Source organism: Levilactobacillus enshiensis (genome assembly GCF_007115095.1).
Taxonomy (GTDB): Bacteria; Bacillota; Bacilli; order Lactobacillales; family Lactobacillaceae; genus Levilactobacillus; species Levilactobacillus enshiensis.
In genome coordinates this window covers 389,593-408,280 of sequence record NZ_SULH01000001.1, presented here as the reverse complement: position 1 = coordinate 408,280, position 18,688 = coordinate 389,593, and the positions used below count along the sequence as shown (strand labels likewise).

Annotated in this window: 14 protein-coding genes; 6 read left to right on the top strand and 8 right to left on the bottom strand. The window is 43.1% G+C overall.

What is annotated here, in order from left to right; genetic code table 11:
• Window positions 1–35: 35 nt before the first annotated feature.
• The 3 genes from FAY32_RS01865 (at window position 36) to FAY32_RS01855 (ending at window position 4,314) form a co-directional block, all read left to right on the top strand.
• Window positions 36–2,006, top strand: coding sequence for a glycoside hydrolase family 127 protein (locus FAY32_RS01865; protein ID WP_143461740.1), 1,971 nt, complete (start codon window positions 36–38; stop codon window positions 2,004–2,006).
• 560 nt (window positions 2,007–2,566) lie between these two features.
• A complete protein-coding gene (locus FAY32_RS01860; protein ID WP_143461738.1) occupies window positions 2,567–2,761 on the top strand; it encodes a hypothetical protein in 195 nt (64 codons plus the stop codon).
• Between the two features lie 137 nt (window positions 2,762–2,898).
• Complete coding sequence (locus tag FAY32_RS01855; RefSeq protein ID WP_143461737.1) at window positions 2,899–4,314, top strand: MFS transporter; 1,416 nt, start codon at window positions 2,899–2,901, stop codon at window positions 4,312–4,314.
• A gap of 123 nt (window positions 4,315–4,437) precedes the next feature.
• On the opposite strand, the gene FAY32_RS01850 is transcribed toward FAY32_RS01855, so the two are convergent.
• The 7 genes from FAY32_RS01850 to FAY32_RS01820 form a co-directional block, all read right to left on the bottom strand.
• A complete protein-coding gene (locus tag FAY32_RS01850; RefSeq protein ID WP_143461735.1) occupies window positions 4,438–5,517 on the bottom strand; it encodes a GntR family transcriptional regulator in 1,080 nt (359 codons plus the stop codon).
• A gap of 373 nt (window positions 5,518–5,890) precedes the next feature.
• The gene (locus FAY32_RS01845) at window positions 5,891–6,961 is read right to left on the bottom strand and encodes a GntR family transcriptional regulator (protein ID WP_143461733.1); all 1,071 of its coding nucleotides are present in this window, start codon (window positions 6,959–6,961) and stop codon (window positions 5,891–5,893) included.
• Between the two features lie 243 nt (window positions 6,962–7,204).
• Window positions 7,205–8,725: an alpha-N-arabinofuranosidase gene (locus FAY32_RS01840; protein WP_143461731.1), complete on the bottom strand. Its 1,521-nt coding sequence runs from the start codon at window positions 8,723–8,725 to the stop codon at window positions 7,205–7,207.
• A gap of 5 nt (window positions 8,726–8,730) precedes the next feature.
• The gene (locus FAY32_RS01835) at window positions 8,731–9,327 is read right to left on the bottom strand and encodes a hypothetical protein (protein WP_143461729.1); all 597 of its coding nucleotides are present in this window, start codon (window positions 9,325–9,327) and stop codon (window positions 8,731–8,733) included.
• 31 nt (window positions 9,328–9,358) lie between these two features.
• On the bottom strand, window positions 9,359–10,243 hold the full coding sequence (locus FAY32_RS01830; protein ID WP_143461727.1) for a carbohydrate ABC transporter permease: 885 nt from the start codon (window positions 10,241–10,243) through the stop codon (window positions 9,359–9,361).
• 82 nt (window positions 10,244–10,325) lie between these two features.
• Window positions 10,326–11,252 carry a carbohydrate ABC transporter permease gene (locus FAY32_RS01825; protein ID WP_143461726.1) on the bottom strand — a complete coding sequence of 309 codons (927 nt, stop codon included), beginning with the start codon at window positions 11,250–11,252 and terminating at the stop codon, window positions 10,326–10,328.
• A gap of 95 nt (window positions 11,253–11,347) precedes the next feature.
• Window positions 11,348–12,631: an ABC transporter substrate-binding protein gene (locus tag FAY32_RS01820; protein ID WP_143461724.1), complete on the bottom strand. Its 1,284-nt coding sequence runs from the start codon at window positions 12,629–12,631 to the stop codon at window positions 11,348–11,350.
• A 993-nt stretch (window positions 12,632–13,624) separates the two neighbouring features.
• Between FAY32_RS01820 and FAY32_RS01815 the strand changes: the two genes are divergently transcribed.
• Together FAY32_RS01815 and FAY32_RS01810 are read left to right on the top strand one after the other, a co-directional pair.
• Window positions 13,625–15,079, top strand: a complete 1,455-nt coding sequence (locus FAY32_RS01815; RefSeq protein ID WP_143461722.1) for an alpha-N-arabinofuranosidase — start codon at window positions 13,625–13,627, stop codon at window positions 15,077–15,079.
• Window positions 15,080–15,234: 155 nt separating this feature from the next.
• A complete protein-coding gene (locus FAY32_RS01810; protein ID WP_158727525.1) occupies window positions 15,235–16,116 on the top strand; it encodes a helix-turn-helix domain-containing protein in 882 nt (293 codons plus the stop codon).
• A gap of 55 nt (window positions 16,117–16,171) precedes the next feature.
• Here the strand turns inward: FAY32_RS01810 and FAY32_RS01805 are convergent, their stop codons facing one another.
• Window positions 16,172–17,287: an ABC transporter ATP-binding protein gene (locus FAY32_RS01805; protein WP_048735288.1), complete on the bottom strand. Its 1,116-nt coding sequence runs from the start codon at window positions 17,285–17,287 to the stop codon at window positions 16,172–16,174.
• A 402-nt stretch (window positions 17,288–17,689) separates the two neighbouring features.
• Here FAY32_RS01805 and FAY32_RS01800 point away from each other — a divergent pair, with 402 nt between their 5' ends.
• The gene (locus tag FAY32_RS01800) at window positions 17,690–18,670 is read left to right on the top strand and encodes a glycoside hydrolase family 43 protein (RefSeq protein ID WP_143461719.1); all 981 of its coding nucleotides are present in this window, start codon (window positions 17,690–17,692) and stop codon (window positions 18,668–18,670) included.
• Window positions 18,671–18,688 lie beyond the last annotated feature (18 nt).

Here is an 18,688-nt window from a genome sequence, read left to right as displayed (position 1 = left end):
ATCTATAATGCGACCACACGAAAGGAGATCTTATTTTGACTGAATCAACGTTAACTACCGCCACCCCGAAGGTGACCATCACGTCTGACTTCTGGAACAAGTATCGCCAACTCATCGTTAAGGAAGTACTTCCCTACCAATGGGCGGTCATGAATGACGAAGCCGATATTAACATTACCGATGAAAAGGGGGGCGACAACCCCGACTCCAAGAACAGTCACGCCGTTGCCAACCTGAAGATTGCCGCTGGTCAGATGACCGGACACCACTTTGGCTTTCCCTTCCAAGACACCGATGTTTACAAATGGTTGGAAGCCGCGGCTTACTCCTTCAGCTACCAGGCTAACCCGGATTTGAAGACCGTGACGGACAACCTGATCGACTTAATTGCCGCTGCGCAAGAAGATGACGGCTACCTCTCAACCTTCTTTCAGATTGATGCGCCAGAACGTAAATTTAAGCGGTTACAACAAAGCCACGAGCTCTACACCATGGGACACTACATCGAGGCCGGTGTTGCCTACCATCATGCTACCGGCAACGAAAAGGCGCTGACGATTGCCACCAAGATGGCCGACTGTATCGACGCCAATTTTGGTCCCCAAGCCGGCAAACTTCACGCCGCCGACGGGCATCCCGAAATCGAATTGGCCCTCGCCAAGCTCTTTGAGGTCACCCATGAGCACCGCTATCTCGACTTGGCCCACTATTTCTTGGTCAACCGCGGCGTCGATCCTGACTTCTATGACCGCCAACTGAAGGCCGATGGCATCGATAACGACATCATCCCCGGGATGCATGGTGTGACCCACAGCTATTACCAAGTTGACCAATCCCTACTGACGCAAAAGGACGCGAAAGGACATGCCGTGCGGGTCGTTTATCTCTGCACAGGAATGGCCCACGTCGCTCGGTTAACCGGTGACAAAGACCTGCAAGCTGCTTGTGACCGCCTGTGGGACAGCATTGTTCACCGTCGCATGTACGTCACTGGTGGCATTGGGTCGACCAACATTGGTGAAGCCTTTACCTACGACTACGACCTGCCAAACGAAACCATGTATGCCGAAACCTGTGCTTCAGTTGGTCTGACCTTCTTTGCCCAGCAAATGCTGCAAAACGAGGCCAAAGGTGAATTTGGTGACATCATTGAAAAGGAATTATTTAACGGTGCGCTGAGTGGAATTTCCTTAGATGGTAAACACTTCTTCTACGTGAACCCACTCACGGCGGATCCAAAGTTCCAACAGAACCCGTCCAAGGCCCACATCATGAGTCGCCGGCAGGATTGGTTCGGCTGTGCCTGCTGTCCAAGTAACATTGCCCGGTTAGTCTCCTCCATCGACCACTACATTTACACGGTAACGGGTGACGCTATTTTGTCCCATCAGTTCATTGCTAACCAAGCAAGGTTTGCGCAGGGCTTAGAGATCGACCAAACCAGCAACTTCCCGTGGGACAACCACATTCACTATACGGTCAAGAATCCCAATGGTGTCCAAACCAAGCTGGGCATTCGGATTCCAAGCTGGTCCCGGGCTAACTTCACACTAATTGTCGATGGCGCCGAACAAACTCGGCCCGTCCAAAATGGGTTCATTTACCTCGATGTCACGGGAGATTTAACCGTTGAGCTGACTCTGGACTTCAGTATTCGTGAACTTCAGGCTAATCCTGCCGTTGCTAGTGACGCCGGCAAAGTCGCCATTCAACGAGGACCCATGATCTACTGCGCGGAACAAGCTGACAATTCAGCCGACCTTTGGAACTACCGTTTAGCTGCCAACGCCGACTTGACTTACCATTTTGACGCCGACCTACTGAACGGTGTGGGTGAGATCACCGCTAAGGCAACTGTCCGGGAAACACCCGCGACAACCGATCTTTATGCCGACTATCAACCTACGATTTGGCAACCGAGCGACCTGACACTAGTTCCCTACTATGCCTGGGCAAACCGTGCGGACGGCCAAATGCGTGTTTGGCTAAATAAGGAAAATGCCTAACTATGATTAACGACTAAAGGTTGAAAGACGAAATACCTGCCTCATTCTGGTATTTGAGAAGTAGCTGTACCATTAAATTAGTCTAAATTGGGTGCACTCCAGCACTGACTGTGGTTTATCACAATAGTTGTAAACGCCACCGCTACTTAGTGTTTTACCTCAAGTATTAATGACAGTTATAGGTATTCTCAGTGTTGTCTGAGAACACAGTGCAAGCCGAGAGGTCGGCAGATATGGGCTCAGGCGCGTCGTTCTACTTAGTCAGTAAGTGAACTGCTTACTGGCTTAGTAGAAAACCAAGCTTGTAGACTCGGATTTTTCGAGGCTTCAAGTTGTGTTCGCACCGATCCAGCCCATATCTGCCGACCGGTAAGGCGAAGGGACCACCAGGTTGCCTAATTTTATTGTACTGTTGCTAGAACATGCTTTGGAAGTTTCAACCTTTAGTTAACGACCTTCATCTCCCATGATGACGCGGGTGAAGGTACATAACCCGAATAAAAATTCTGTTGCCCATCTCTCGTGGGTGTTCAGCACATAAGTTAATGGAGGCGAGAGCGTTGAAGTTTATGACAAAACTATTTGCGGGTCAGTCCCTGATTTCGTGGATTCTACAATTAATTTTAATCTATCTGGCGTGGCAGGTTGCCGATCATCACATCGAAAACAACCTGTGGACCATTGCCGGCGCGGGCGTCATTCTTCTATTGACCTATATCAGTCTGTCCCACGACAGCAAGCAACGGGATAAATAGGGGCTGATGACGCTCCTGTTTCAACTTTGGTGAACGTGACGTCCCAATACCAGTCAAGTTCAGCAACATTAAACAGGATGACGCTTCGGCTCTTAACTCATTAAAAAAGAAACACAACAGAAAGCGAGGAGTTTGTTATGAGTTCTAATGCACAACAATCGGACCATAACGTTGCGGCAGCGCAAGCGCTACTAAAGAACGACCGGTTACCCTTCCACCGGAAAGTGACCTATGGCTTTACAGATATGGCGGGAAACTTACTCTACTGTATCGTCGGCTCTTACATGTTATACTTCTTCACCAACGTCTTTGGCCTGGGCGTGGGGACTGCTGGTTCCCTGCTCTTACTGGGACGGGTCATCGATGCTATCGGTGCACCAGTCATGGGGGTCTTAGTTGACCACACGCATAGCAAGTATGGGAAAAGTCGGCCTTGGTTCTTGTGGATGGCTTTGCCCTTCAGTATCTTTATCTGGTTACTATTTACCACGCCAGCACTGAGTGGGACGGCAAAAATCGTCTACGCTGGTGGGATGTACATCTTGGCTGAATTAGCCTACACGGCAATGTCGACGCCCATTACGTCCGTCTTGCCTAACCTGACCTCGAACTCCGATGACCGGATGTCCGCCAACTCGATTCGACTGGTCTTGGGCAACGTCGGGAACTTCTTTGCCGTCACCTTCATCATGCCGTTAGCAAGTGCCGTGGGTAAAGGTAACGACCAACGCGGCTGGTCCATCGCCGTTGGAATCTACGCCGTGATTGCCTTCATCTTACTGATGATTGGGTTCTTGGACATGCGTGAAAAGAACATCGAGAGCGACGAGATCATCACGATCAAGGAAAGCTTCAAAGCGACTAAGGGTAACTGGCCATGGATGTTAATCGTGGCGGCTAACCTGATCTACTGGACGGCCTACTCCGCCAGAAACGCCGCTTTGCCTTACTACTTCCAGTATAACCTGGATAACAAAGCATTGATTTCATTCTTCAACGGGTTCTCGATCATTCAAATCATCGGGATGGCTTCCGTTCCCTTCTTCGTTAAGTTTATGCACAAATGGGGAACGACCGTCTTCATGCTGGCCTTGACCATGGTCGGTCAAATCTGGATGGGCTTAGCTGGCGGCAACGTGACCTCAGCTTTGATTGGCTGGATTCTGGCATGTATCGGATCCGGATCTGCCTGCACCATGTTCTTCGCCATGGTCGGTGACACTGTCGACTTTGGTGAATGGAAGAGCGGTATTCGAGCCAACGGACTACTGACCGCGATGGGCGCGTCCTTCTGTATTCAAATGGGCGCTGGGATTGGTTCCTTCATCGCTGCTAAGATTATGGCGGCCTTTGGGTTCTCCGCCGCTAAGGCAACGCAATCCGCAGGTAGCTTGAGCTCAATTAGTTTCACCTTCATCTGGGTGCCCGTTATTATTTACGCGATCAGTCTGATCATCATGGTCTTCTACCGTAAGTGGGAACACCACGAACCTGTAGTTACTGAAGACTTAGCTGAACGACATGCCCAGGCTAAGGAAAGTGCGACTGACTAATCAAAACTGACTGATGATATCACGTCTAGCATTACCTTTATCTTGAACATCAAAACGGACCGGAATTGGCATTTTTAGCCACTTCCAGTCCGTTTTACTTTCCACTGCATCAGTAGAAATCAATTATTTTTTCAACTGAATTGCTGAGTTCCGTTCCACAATGGACGTTTGATACGTGATTGATTCGATACTCTCGTGATTGAGCATCTTGATCAGCAAGTTGGCGGCATCCGCCCCCATGCGTTCCTTCTCATGGTTCAAGGTCGTCAGACTAGGCGTGAAGTATTCACCCATCTTGTAGTTGTCGAATCCAACCACTGAGATGTCTTCTGGGACCCGTAAGTCTTGTGATTTCAAGAAGTCGATGACTTCAATGGCCAACTGATCGTTATAGCAGGCAATGGCAGTTGGCGCATCAGTCTGTTTCAGGTAGTTGGCAATGCGCTCGAATAATTTGCCAGACTCTTCGCCGGACTGGTACATGATGATGTTGCTCATGTAGGACAGTTCTGGGCGTTGCTGGTAAGCCCGCACAAACCCGTTCATCCGGTCGACGCCTTGGATATCGTCAACTTGGAAGATGCCAAGAATGCTCTGGTGACCTAAGTCAAACAGGTAATCCACCATTTCTTGTTCCGCGGTTAGATCATTGGTATCCACATAAGGAAAATCAAGGGATGGGTAGTGCGCATTGATAAATAACGTGGGCAACTCATCGTCTTTGATTTCTTGGTAGAGATCCTGATTGGGGTTGGGTAACGCACTTTGCGTCGGTTCAACGATCAATCCAGCCACTTTGCTGTCCAGCATGCTGATCAGGCTCTTGCGTTCCTTCTCATGGTTGTTGTGAGTGTTACTGAGCAGAATGGAATAGCCGGCTTGTGACAACACCTGATCAATTCCTGAAATGATGTTGGGAAAAATGTAGTCCGCGATGTGGGTCGTGATGACCCCAATCAGCTTAGTATCGGCCGGTGTCGACCAATCCTTATGCCAATCCTGAACGAACATTCCCCCACCCTGAATCCGGTAGATAAAATGATCACTCTCGAGATCGCCCACTGCCCGGCGCACCGTATAGCGACTGACAGAATATTGCTTCATCAATTCTGATTCCGTTGGTAATTTTTCATTGACCTGATACTTACCAGATATGATATCTTCTTTTAAGCCATCTTTGACTTTTTGATATTTATTTTCCATATTGCACCTCACCGATGACCTAATTCTACCGGTTTTTGAGAACGTTTACAAATAAATTCTTTAAATAAACAAATTTATTATATAATTTATTTTAATTTGGGTTCGTTCAATTAAATAAGTAACCTTTTTGCAACCGTTTACTGACCAGATAACTTTTAAAAAAAGAAATCAGCTTCTATTCAAACAGGACTGCCTTCACCGTTAATTGTGTAAACCACATTTTCTTAGAAAAGTAAAAATTACCCTACTATCTATTAAAAAATAGCATGCTACCCACTAAAAAAATTGATTAACTACCTTACTTTAATAAAAAGAAGCGTCCGTCTAGACAGCAATTTCCCACCTCGACTTACCGCTCCTCACTATGTACAGTCTAACGCTGACTAACCGAATTTCGCTTAACAATTTCTGGCTGATACGTAATCGATGTAACAGGCTCATGGTTAAGCAGTTTAATCAACATGTCCCCCGCATCAGTTCCCATCCGCTCCTTCTCATGATTTAAGGTCGTCAGACTAGGCGTTAGGTACTCGCCCATACGATAATTATCAAACCCCACCACTGAGATATCCGTTGGCACTTTTAGTTTTTTTGATTTCAAGAAATCAATAACCTCAATCGCAAGCTGATCATTGTAGCAAGCAATTGCTGTCGGTGCATCATCTTGATTAAGATAACTTGAAATCCGTTCAAATAATTTTTGAGACGTGTCGCCAGACTGATACATAATGATATTACTCATATAGGACAATTCTGGCCGCTGCTGATAAGCGCGAACAAAACCGTTCATTCGATCTACGCCTTGAAGATCATCCACTTGAAAAATCCCAAGTATACTTTGATGGCCTTGTTCCAACAAATAGTCGACCATTTTCTGCTCAGCCGCAGCATCATTGGTATTAACATACGGGACGTTCATACTTGGATAGTATGAATTAATAAAGAGCAGTGGCAACTCATCATCTTTAATCTCATGGTAAAGGTCCTGATTAGGATTGGGTAATGCACTTTGCGTTGGCTCAACAATTAATCCCGCTACTCGACTATCCAACATATTAATTAAAGATTGGCGTTCATTAGCATGATTGTCATGTGTATTACTAATTAAAATAGAATAGCCTGCTTTAGAGAGAACTTGATCAATTCCAGCAATAATATTGGGAAAGATATAGTCTGCAATGTGCGTCGTAATCACACCAATCAACTTTGTATCAGGAGCTGACCAATCCTTGTGCCAATCCTGAACAAACATCCCCCCACCTTGAATCCGATAAATAAAATGATCGCTTTCCAAATCACCAACGGCCCGCCGAACAGTATATCGACTCACTTGATAGCGGTCCATTAACTCCGATTCAGTCGGTAGCTTTTCATTTACCAAAAACTTTCCTGAAATAATATCCTGTTTAAGTCCATCCTTAACCTTTTGATATTTATTTTCCATATTACACCTCACCATTACCCCTATTCATCCATAGCCAGTCTTTGACAGCGTTTTCATTTACAAGTATTTAGCTAATCCATTCCTTAGCTAAATATGAATCAAAAGTCTTACGGTCGCCAACATAGTTAACGCAATTTGTTAGCCACTTAAAACAAAAGGAATCTAATTCATAAGCGAATTAGATCCCTAAAGTTTTTCAATTGTGTTCTTACATGCCGTTAAGTGGCCCTGTCAAAGAACGCTTTAGTAATCGAAGGTTAAGACGTTCCATGAGTACCCTGATAGCGTTGCCGTTTGCGCCTTGCTACCAACCTCAACGGTCAGATCATCACACGGCTGTAAAGTTAGCGTTTCTGGATGTTCACGCGTATTCTTATCACCTAATTCACCTACTATATGCGCCATGTGCCCACTCTTAATTGTAGCTGGCAATGTCACTGAAATGGATTGTGTCTTTTCTCCACGGTTAACCGCAAAAATAACGTATGCCGAACCAGTATCCATCACAACCTGATCAATTACTGGAACATCTTGATACCGTTTTGTCGAATAGTTTTGGCTATCCGTTAACGAAGACGCCACCACCGTTGATGTTTCCGACAAGTTTTGCAGGATTGATTGCAGGACATAGTAGGTCGGATTGGCCCACGCCTTGCCACCTTCATCCGTTAAAATCAATGGAATCGTGTTGACCAACAACGCCTGACATGACAATTTAACCCGATCACCATGCCTAAGAATGGCTAATGCCATAGAACCGAATAACAACGTATCTGCTAAATCAAAGTAGCACCAGTCAACGGGATTATGTTCTCCCCATGGCTGGGACTTTTTCTGTGAAAAGTGATGAACATTCCATTCATCGAACGAAATCTTCATGGTCTTATCACTGTGCTTCAGTGCTTTAACCGCATCAGCAATCGTAGCCACTTCTTCAATCTGCTTGTCAAACTCGCGAGAACGAGCCAAATAAGTCGGTAAATCATCAGACTCGCGAAGTGATTCTTGATCTAAATTTTCAGACTGATCACGATCCACATAGTTATGCATCGCGATATAGTCAACGTTATCATAAGCTTCCATTAACACTTTGAAGTCCCACGACGGATAGGTATTCAACCGTGGCGTTGAGCTTCCAACCAAAATGGTTTCGATATCTGGATCCATCAGTTTCATTGCCTTAGACGCTTCATTAGCGAGCAAACCATACTCCTCAGGTGTTTTACTAGCAACTTGCCAAGGACCGTCTAATTCATTACCCAGGCACCAGTACTTAACCCCGTACGGTTCTTCGTGTCCATTCTGCCGTCTTAAATTAGCCCAATCGGTATCATACTTTCCATTCACATACTCTAATTCATGGAGAGCATCATCGATTCCACGAGTCCCTAAATTAACCGTTAAAATTGGATTGTCCACATTAGCCTGCTGTATCCATTGGAAGAATTCATGCAGACCAAACTGATTGGTTTCAAGTGACTGCCAGGCAATATTCATTCGCCTTGGCCGTGTTGCCTTATCGCCAATCGTATCTTCCCAATGATAACTAGACGTATAGTTACCACCCGGATAGCGTAGCGTTTTCACGCCGAGTGCGCGCACAAGCTTTAGTACGTCTCCCCGAAACCCCTCAGGAGTTGCTGAAGGGTGACTGGGTTCGTAAATTCCTGTATAGATGACCGTCCCCATGTGCTCAAGGAATGACCCAAACAAGCGTGGCCGGACATCAAATCGTTGTTCGTTATATAAGTTTAATTTTGCCATATAAGTTAAAACCTCGAAAGTTTCGTATCTAGCTTCTTATGGTAAAAAGAAGCAAAGATAAAGTTTAGAAACGTAAGACTGAAGAACGCAGTGATTGGGAAAACCATTGCAAACATAATCATTACAAACATAATTGCCGCAAATGCTAGCGTTATTGGTAATTCAATAACAATATCAATCATGGCATTCTGGAAAAAACGGCCAAAGTGAAAGTCATCGCGCATTGCATACTCTTCAAGAACCATGTAGAATAACGCCGCAACGAATAGAATCAATGAAATAACCAGACTTACACGAATTGGAACAATTACTCGTGTAAATGCTTTCATATAAACGTAGTAGAACAAAATTGCCAAGGTCGATGTAATTAAACCAATTCCAAATTTCGTCCAAAAATGACGTCGTAGCTCTTCGAAAAACTTTCTCATAATCGTTTCATTACCCTGACCATAAATCCGAATTGCAGTGGTAATACATGCACTAATGATCGGATAAGCGAAGAAAACTGTCGCAAAACCCATCGTCGCAAATACCCCAAGAATCAGATAATTTGTCAGCGGTATTAAGCCTAAATACAATCGGCTATTAAAAATCCGTGACATGCTGAGATTTCCCCCTCATCTGCTGTTAAAACTATTCCTTCATACCAGACATTGCTGAACCCTGAACAAAGTACTTTTGCGCAAAGATGTAAATAATGAACAATGGTAGCATTGAGATAACGGCACCAGCCATAACTGGTCCATAGAATGAGATATGTTGCCCCGTAAAGAGCGCTAACCCAGCAGGCAATGTCCGCATGCTTGAAGTAGTCGTCAAAATCAGAGGGTAGAGCAAATCATTCCAGTTGTTGGTCAACGTGAAGACCGCAAGGGCCATCAGCGTTGGCTTGGACAACGGTAGCATAATCTTCGTAAAGATCCGCCATTCGTTTAAGCCATCCAAACGTGCCGCTTCATCCAAGTCACGCGGTAACCCAACAAAGTTAGACCGCATCATGAAAATCCCGAACGCAGTAGTTGCCCGTGGCACAATCAACCCAGTGTAAGTATCCAGCAAGTTCATCTTGTTCATTTCAATAAACAGAGGAATCATGTAAACCATAAATGGAATCATCATGGAAACCATGACAAAGTAATAGAAAGCCGTCTTTCCTTTGAATTCCATTCTAGCTAATGCATACCCTGTCATGGAATCTAAGACCAGAGAAATCAACATAGTTGCTCCGGCAAAGATGACAGTGTTTTTCACATAACCTAACAACGGAATGGTATCCCAAACCTTAATGTAGTTTTGGAACGTGTACTTCCCAGAAAAGATGTGTGGTGGATAAGTAATAATATCCTTTTCATACTTAAATGATGACAACAGCAACCATAAGAATGGGAATACAACAATCAAGATCAGTAAAGACATGATAATCTTAAAAATGATTGACTTGATTACTTTATTCCGGTGATAGTTACTTTTTTTAGTAGAATCAACGAGTTCAGTCGTATCAGCTGTTCGTGCTTCCATATAGATTCATTCCTTTCGCGCCCTTTACGGGTAATTCCAGTAGATATCGCCCACAAAGGACTTTATAGTCAAAATTGGGTGCCTATCTCATTTGCTTTTCCTTGTGGCTCATGTAGAGGTTAGAGGAAACTGACAAAACAGCGATAATTACAAATAAAATTGTCGCAACGGCTGAAGCGTAGCCCAATTGATATGGTGCAGAGAACCCACGACTATAAATGTATTGAACGGCTGATTCAGTCTTGAACTCAGGACCACCAGCAGTCGTAACGTAGATTTGGTCAAAGACTTGCATTGACCCAATCAGGTTCGTCATCACACAGAAACCTAATGATGGAATAATTTGAGGAATCGTAACGTGGAAGAATTGCTGTTTCTTATTTGCCCCATCCATTTCGGCTGATTCATACAGACTAGGTGAAATGGCCTGAATGGCTGTCAACATGATGGTCATCGTAACACCAAAGTTCTTCCAAACCGTCATAACGGCGATTGATGGCATAGCCAGTGTTGCATCCCGGAAGAATTGTGGCGTGCTCATTCCAAATTGGTGTAAAACGTAAGGAATCCAACCAATGTTAGGATCAAGTAACATGGAGAAGATAATCCCACTAGTGGTTAATGAACAGATAACTGGCACGTAGAAAACAGAACGTGAGAAACGGTTGAACAAGGTTGTCCGTGATAAAGCCGCAGCAGCAACCGTCCCAACAATAACTTGCGTAGGTGTTTCTAGCAACGTAAAGTAAACCGTATGCCACATTGAGTTAATCGCTCGTTGGTCATGGAAGAACTGAACGAAATTATCTAGACCAACAAATTTAGTACCCGTGAAGAAAATATTAATATTGAAAAAACTAAGTCCTAACGTCCCAATTAATGGAATCACCATGAAGAATAGCAGGATGATAATAGATGGTGCCATGAATAAGTAGGCAGCATGCTTGGGCTGGTTCCAGAATCGGAAGAAGGAACGTTTTTTATTAACAGATGTATCGATCTCTTCCATTTAACTCGACTCCTTTATAAAACAGATGCTAATTTCAACCGAGATTGAAATTAACATCTGTTTTTTTTCTGATTCACATTAACTAGTTAACTAATTTAGTTACCACTTAATGTACTATCAACTTGTTTAGATGCAGACTTCATCACACTCGTAGTATTGTTCCCAGCCAAGACTTTTTCGATAGATGGGTTAATCACGTTAGTCGTGATGTTACTCATGTTCTTGTTACCTGGGTAGTATGGCTTAGCATACCCAATTTGCTTGTACATCGTAGAAACAAGTTTATCAGCCTTGATATCCTTGTTAGAAGCGACAGACTTCAGGTATGGTGCACACTTGTTTTCAAGGCTCCACTTCTTACCGACCTTAGTCGTGTTCCAGTACTTAACGAATGAGTAGATGGCCTTAGTCTTGCTATCACTAGTGCTGGTAGGAATACCAAATCCAACACCATCCAAGATAGCCTTCTGGTCACCTTGCTTAGCTTGAACCAAGGTACTGATTCCATAATCAATGTTGTTCTTCTTCAAACCGGAGTTCAACCAAGGACCGTTGATGTAAAGACCCAGAGAACCAGCAAGCATTAAGTTATCAGCTTCGGCACCAGAGATGTTCTTAGGACCAACACCGTCTTTGTAGATTAATTGTTGTAAGTAATCAAAACTCTTCTTAGTAGCTGCAGAATTCAAAGCAGATTTCTTTTCGCTACCGTTCAACAATTTAGCACCGTTATCTTGTAACAAGTTGTACATGATAGCGCTACCATCCTTAGGCATTGCGAACCCTTGCGTATTGTTTCCTAACTTGGAGATCTTCTTAGCATCAGTTGCTAATTCAGCCCAAGTCTTAGGTGGATTGTTAGGATTCAACCCAGCCTTCTTAAAGAGTTTCTTGTTCCAGTACAGGTACATACCTTGCACTTGCATAGGAACGAAGTAAGTCTTCCCGTTGATAACCCCTAAGTTCCGGGCAGTGGTTTCGAAGTTAGACTTGTCAACACCACTTTGCTTGTAGAAGTCGCCCATGTCCTTCATCGTACCATTGGCAACGTAAGAAGCCATGTCACCGTAGTTCATAGCAACAAAGTCAGGCGCCTTATTAGCAGTGATACCAGTTGGTAACTTCTGATTGAAGTTATCCCAGGTCATGATATCCATCTTGACCTTAACGTGGTCTTTGTTAGTCTTGTTGTAATCTTTAACAATTTGCTTTAAAACGTCCCCGTCAGTTGATGTGAAGCCGTTCCAGAAAGTAATAGTCGTCGTCTTGTTTGAAGAACTACTGCTACTAGACTTACTGCTTCCACATGCTGCCAAGCTGACACCTGCTGCTGCGATTGCAGCAACAACGCCAAGCTTTTTCATTAAGCCATGTCTCATGATTTACACCTCTATGATTAGTAGTTAATTCCAATACCTATATGATAGTGGTTTCGCTCTTGAACACATTCATCCATTAACCCCTAAATGTTGATTGATGATCGTATTCCTCATATGTACTTAAAAATAATAACTGTACTTTATCGCAATGCCCCTATCATATTTAGAACTTTGCTTGAACAGTAATCTCCGATTGAAGGACCCCCTTGTTATCTGTCATGGCCATTAAACGAAATTTGATTGAACGATCAGCATCCTCATTGCTAATGTTCTCACAAGTGACCTCATTCAGCTCCCACAACTTTCCCATCGTCTGCGCATTAACGTTTGGTACTAATTGTCATTGCCTACAGTGGCACGTTCAATGAACGAACGATTCAGCAACCCGTTAGCCCCAGCAACTCCTGAGTTTAGAAAGTATAACCTCTATACTTTCTAACTAACGCTCTTGCCTTATCCACGTACAAATTTAGCATAAATTGTAAGCGATTTCAATAGTTATACGGAACAATTTTGCCTTTTGCTATTTTATATACTTACTAATGAGGACGTTAATCCCACTAATAACACCGGTTGTAGCTAATAAATCAGCTTTCAAAAAAAACTAAAAAAACTTATATTTCTTCAATCTGACTCATACCTTATCTCAGTGGCTTCTTATTTATTTCCTTATTTAGAATAGCTAATTCTCCTGATTTATCAGTGTTTATGCTCTGCTTTGTTGAACAAACGATAAGTCATTCGCCAGGTTTTCCTAACGCCACTTTTAGATTATATGTATTTATTACTTTTAGTAAAGCTTAAAAAATCAGCTTAAATATTGCCCGAATTGTAGTCACAACCTATTTGTTCACACTCTTCACCTAGGTCTTTCTTGATTGAAAGCGTTTTATATAGTAATATTTGTTCAGATATATTGTTCTTAATTTAAATGTTGTCCGAATAAAAGAATCGTATTCAAACTATTCTTATCTTCAACTAGGAGGTCATATCTTGTCTCATATTTCAATCGATGCACACCGGAAGCTCGGTAAAATAAGTAAATATATTTATGGTCAATTCTCAGAGCACCTTGGTCATAGTATTTATGGTGGTTTATGGGTTGAACCTGACTCGGAAATTCCTAATATAAATGGACTGCGAACTGACGCTATTACGGCCCTGAAAGCCATCAAGGTTCCCGTCTTACGTTGGCCTGGTGGTTGCTTCGCTGACACCTATCATTGGGCTGATGGTATTGGTCCAGCTGACAAACGAAAAAAGATTGTGAATACTAGCTGGGGTAGCGTTGTCGAGAATAACCACTTTGGTACGCATGAATATTTTGAATTGCTTAAGCAATTAGGTGCCGACGCTTATGTAAATGGCAACCTTGGTAGTGGTACCGTTCAAGAGATGTCCGAGTGGGTTGAATACATGACCTTCAATGGCACTTCCCCAATGGCTGATCTTCGTGCAACTAATGGTCATAAGGAACCCTGGCACGTAAAGTTCTTTGGCGTGGGTAATGAGAGTTGGGGCGGTGGCGGTAATATGCGTCCTGAGTACTATGCCGATCTTTACCGACAATATCAAACCTTCCTTAACAGTTATGATACTGACCATCCCCTTTATAAAATTGCTTCTGGTCCTAACGTCGACGATTATCATTGGATGGATACGTTAATGAAGACTGCTACGCCTTATATGGATGGTATCAGTTTACATCACTATGCCCTAGCTTCTGCCTGGGAAGATAAGCGACCAGCCTTAGGATTTCCTGAAAACGAATGGTTCTCTCTAATTAAGAGTGCTCAAAAGATGGACGAACTCATCACTAAACACAGTACCATTATGGACAAATACGATCCCGAAAAACGGGTTGGCTTAATTGTCGATGAATGGGGCTCTTGGTTACGAACTGAGAAGGGAACCAATCCGGCTTTCCTTTATCAACAAAATACAATTCGTGATGCTATGATTGCTGCAATTACTTTGCATATTTTTCAAAAACACGTTGATCGCGTGCAAATGGCAAATATTGCCCAAATGGTCAACGTACTACAAGCCATGCTACTGACAGATGGACCAAAGCTAATTAAGACACCAACTTACTACATCTTTAAAATGTTCCTCAATCATCAGGATGCCATTGCAATGGATACACTTGACGACTTATCAGAAACGACCAGCGCGTCAATCTCCCAAAATCAGGATGGCTACTTCATCTCCCTTTGCAACTACGGCTTAACCGCAGCTGACACGGTTACGATTGATATGGATAGCACCATCAATACCGTTAGTGGCGAAATTCTGCAAGGAACGCATATGGATCAACATAATGACTTCAATCATCCCGACGAAATTTCTCCGAAGGATTTCACAACCACTACTCATACTACTCACCAATTAATCGCTAAGATTCCGGCAATGAGCGTTGTGACGCTGCAAGTGAATACCGATAAATAATTTGCTCTAAGATTAAGGCCCACGTAAATCGGCATGTCCAATTAGATTTACATGGACCTTTTGCGTTACTATTAAAATTAGAAATTCGAATTTTTATTAATGCTACTAATCAATAACCCACCACTGAAACCGATCTGAAGGGAATGAATTTTATCGTGGAGATTAAAGACATTATTAGTGTTTTCCCGGACGCAAAATTACAATCAACGCCTAATCCGGATGCAACTTACCTGAGCCTTCCCGTTGCGGCACAGTGGCTTAATATCCCCCGTGCCAATCTTACCTCTCGTGAAGTTACACTACTTCAGCTTATAACGGATACGACAACCTCATCACCCACGAAAACGGCTAACGATCATACTTGGTTTCGTCGTCTATTTTTAGGTGAAAAAGTTCCGCCACAAAAAATGAAAAAGCAACGTGTTCGTGTGATTCAAATTAACCTCGTCAGCCATGACAGTTCCATTCCCGTTGATAATTGGCTAGATGCTTTTAAAACCATGTTCAAGCAGCCCTTTGTAGATGCTTTTTTAGTCAATGATCATGAAGCAATTGCAATTGAACTACTTGGTTCTAAAATATATGACAATGATAACTTCCTAGGAATTAGCCAGGCATTAGATAGTGACTTTTACTGTAGTTCCAAACTTTACATCGGTCAGTATTGGCAGGATGACAATACTATCGACCAACTTTTCACTAACGAACGTAATCTCTTTAAGTTCCAACTACAGCAGAATACTAGCGATCGACTATTCTCCATTTCAAATAGTATTCTCAAATATTATTTTAAAATACAGCTCAGTCAAGATCCCTTGATTCTAAAAAGTGATTCAGAATTATTCAACATGCCCGCTGCCAAGAAAACGATTACCACGCTCTATCAGAACGGTGGTAACGTTAGTATCACTGCTAAAAAAATGTTTCTGCATCGTAATACCCTACAATATCGAATCAAAAAATTTCAAGAAACAACCGGCTTTAATCTGAAAAATATGGATGACCTTCTTTTTTGTTATCTCTTAACTTTTCAATAGTCCAAAAAGGATAGTGGGCTCCCTCATGGGAACTCACTATCCTTTTAATAACGATTTAGTCCATGTAGTCTACCGAAACTTCAGAATCTTTATCGAAATAATGTGCCTTGTTTAAATCAAAGCCCATCTTGACGTGGGCACCTGGCTTCTCAAAGTCACGTGCGTTAACCTTCGATACAAATTCAGTATTTCCAACCTTGCTGTACAGTTGAGAGTCGGCACCAAGTAATTCAGAAACAATAATTTCTGCATCAACTTCGTTTTCAGGAAATGCTTCCAAGAAGGCATTCTCAGTATGAATATCTTCTGGACGAACACCCAAGATCAGTTGTTTGCCATCGTAACCATGCTTAACCAAGTTCTTCAACCGACCTTCTGGTACACTGAGATGTAATTCCCCTTTTTCATCGGTAACCACACCATCGTGTAATGTTACGTTAAAGAAGTTCATGGCAGGTGCACCGATGAACCCAGCAACAAAGGCATTAACTGGTTTATCGTAAACTTCAGAAGGCGTTCCTACTTGTTGCACTTTTCCATCACGCATAACGACGATCCGATCAGCCATGGTCATCGCTTCAGTTTGATCATGAGTAACATAAATGGTCGTCGTCCCTAAGTCCTGATGCAATTTAGCGATCTGAGCCCGCATCGAAATCCGCAACTTAGCGTCCAAGTTAGACAATGGTTCATCCATTAGGAAGACAGGGGCATCACGCACGATTGCCCGACCTAAGGCAACCCGTTGTCGTTGCCCACCAGAGAGAGCAGCAGGCTTCCGATCTAGATATTCAGTTAACCCAAGAATATCAGCGGCATGCTTAACTCGCTTATCAATATCTTCTTTAGACTTCTTTTGAATCTTTAGTCCAAAGGCCATGTTACCGTAAACCGTCATATGAGGGTACAAAGCATAGTTTTGGAAGACCATGGCAATATCCCGGTCCTTAGGTGCTAAGTTGTTGGCAACTTTCCCATTGATCACTAATTTTCCTTTGGTAATGTCTTCCAGTCCAGCAATCATCCGTAAAGTCGTTGACTTCCCACAACCAGATGGTCCAACAAAGACCATGAACTCCTTATCTTTAACATCAAGGTTAAAATCAGTTACAGAATAATCATCGGCTCCATCATATTGCTTGTAAATGTGTTCTAGATTAACTTCAGCCATTATGTATAACATTCCCTTCAAAAATTTATCTGTACTCAGTATAAGATGAAAGCGTATTCATATAAAGCGAATAGTGAACAAAATCATCCGGACACTTTAGTAAAAGTGAACAAAAATATCGATAAATAGATGCTACCAATCACTTATTCGGATATATTTTTTCGTTCAAAACTCATTAAATATAGTAGTCTCTTGCCGCTAATAGTCATCAATTGTTTAAAGGTGGACCTTCCAATAATGTAGACTTCTCCCAAAAGATCTGGTTATATCCGAAAGATTCCGTTTGTCGGTTGACAGCGTTTTCATACGGTTGTATATTTCAAGTAGACGTATTTATTAGCATTTATTGAGAGATATATTGTTTAAATACTTATAAATTTTCTAAAAGGAGCGACTAATCTTATGGTCCAAGCACAGGATTATATCAACCCACTAATTGTTCAACGGGCTGACCCGTACATTTACAAGCACACCGATGGCTACTATTACTTTACTGCTTCGGTTCCGGCTTACAACCTAATCGAGATTCGGCGCGCAAAAACCTTAAATGGTTTAGCTAATGCCGCACCACGTACCGTATGGCGGAAACACCCAGATGGCAGCGGTCCTATGAGTCAATTAATCTGGGCACCCGAAATTCATTACATAGATGGCAAGTGGTTCATCTACTTTGCTGCTTCTCACACCAAAGAATTCGATCATAACGGAATGTTCCAGCACCGGATGTATTGCATCGAATGCGACAATCCTGACCCCATGCGTGATGAATCTGACTGGATTGAACATGGTCAAATTGAGACACCGATGGATACGTTTGCTTTGGACGCGACTGTCTTTGAAGCACAAAACAAGTTGTACTACGTCTGGGCACAAAAGGATCCCGCTATCAAAGGGAACTCCAATATTTACATTGCCGAAATGGAAAATCCTTGGACGTTAAAGACCAAGCCCGTAATGTTGACCAAGCCCGAGTATGACTGGGAAACTAAGATTTTCTGGGTCAACGAAGGCCCGGCCGTCTTACACCGTAATGGCCGCTTCTTCCTCACCTATTCTGCCAGTGCCACTGACGAAAACTATGCCATGGGGATGCTGACCGTGCCTGAAGATGCTGACTTACTTGACGCTTCAAATTGGTCCAAGTCTAAGACTCCCGTTTTCCAAAGCAACCTGCCAATTCAGCAATACGGTCCTGGGCATAACTCCTTCACGGTCGCTGAAGATGATCAGACCGACATGCTCGTCTACCATTGTCGAAACTATACTGACATCAAGGGTGATCCCCTGTACGACCCTAACCGGCACACAATGGTCCAACCGTTCACGTGGAACGACGATGGCACTCCTAATTTTGGCAAACCCGTTCCCTATAATTACAACTAATCACTATTTAATGGAGGT

Coding starts and splice junctions, on each gene's coding strand:
- FAY32_RS01855 (WP_143461737.1), top strand. CDS start 2,899: ATGAGTTCTAATGCACAACAATCGGACCATAACGTTGCGGCAGCGCAA.
- FAY32_RS01850 (WP_143461735.1), bottom strand. CDS start 5,517: ATGGAAAATAAATATCAAAAAGTCAAAGATGGCTTAAAAGAAGATATC.
- FAY32_RS01845 (WP_143461733.1), bottom strand. CDS start 6,961: ATGGAAAATAAATATCAAAAGGTTAAGGATGGACTTAAACAGGATATT.
- FAY32_RS01840 (WP_143461731.1), bottom strand. CDS start 8,725: ATGGCAAAATTAAACTTATATAACGAACAACGATTTGATGTCCGGCCA.
- FAY32_RS01835 (WP_143461729.1), bottom strand. CDS start 9,327: ATGTCACGGATTTTTAATAGCCGATTGTATTTAGGCTTAATACCGCTG.
- FAY32_RS01830 (WP_143461727.1), bottom strand. CDS start 10,243: ATGGAAGCACGAACAGCTGATACGACTGAACTCGTTGATTCTACTAAA.
- FAY32_RS01825 (WP_143461726.1), bottom strand. CDS start 11,252: ATGGAAGAGATCGATACATCTGTTAATAAAAAACGTTCCTTCTTCCGA.
- FAY32_RS01820 (WP_143461724.1), bottom strand. CDS start 12,631: ATGAGACATGGCTTAATGAAAAAGCTTGGCGTTGTTGCTGCAATCGCA.
- FAY32_RS01805 (WP_048735288.1), bottom strand. CDS start 17,287: ATGGCTGAAGTTAATCTAGAACACATTTACAAGCAATATGATGGAGCC.
- FAY32_RS01800 (WP_143461719.1), top strand. CDS start 17,690: ATGGTCCAAGCACAGGATTATATCAACCCACTAATTGTTCAACGGGCT.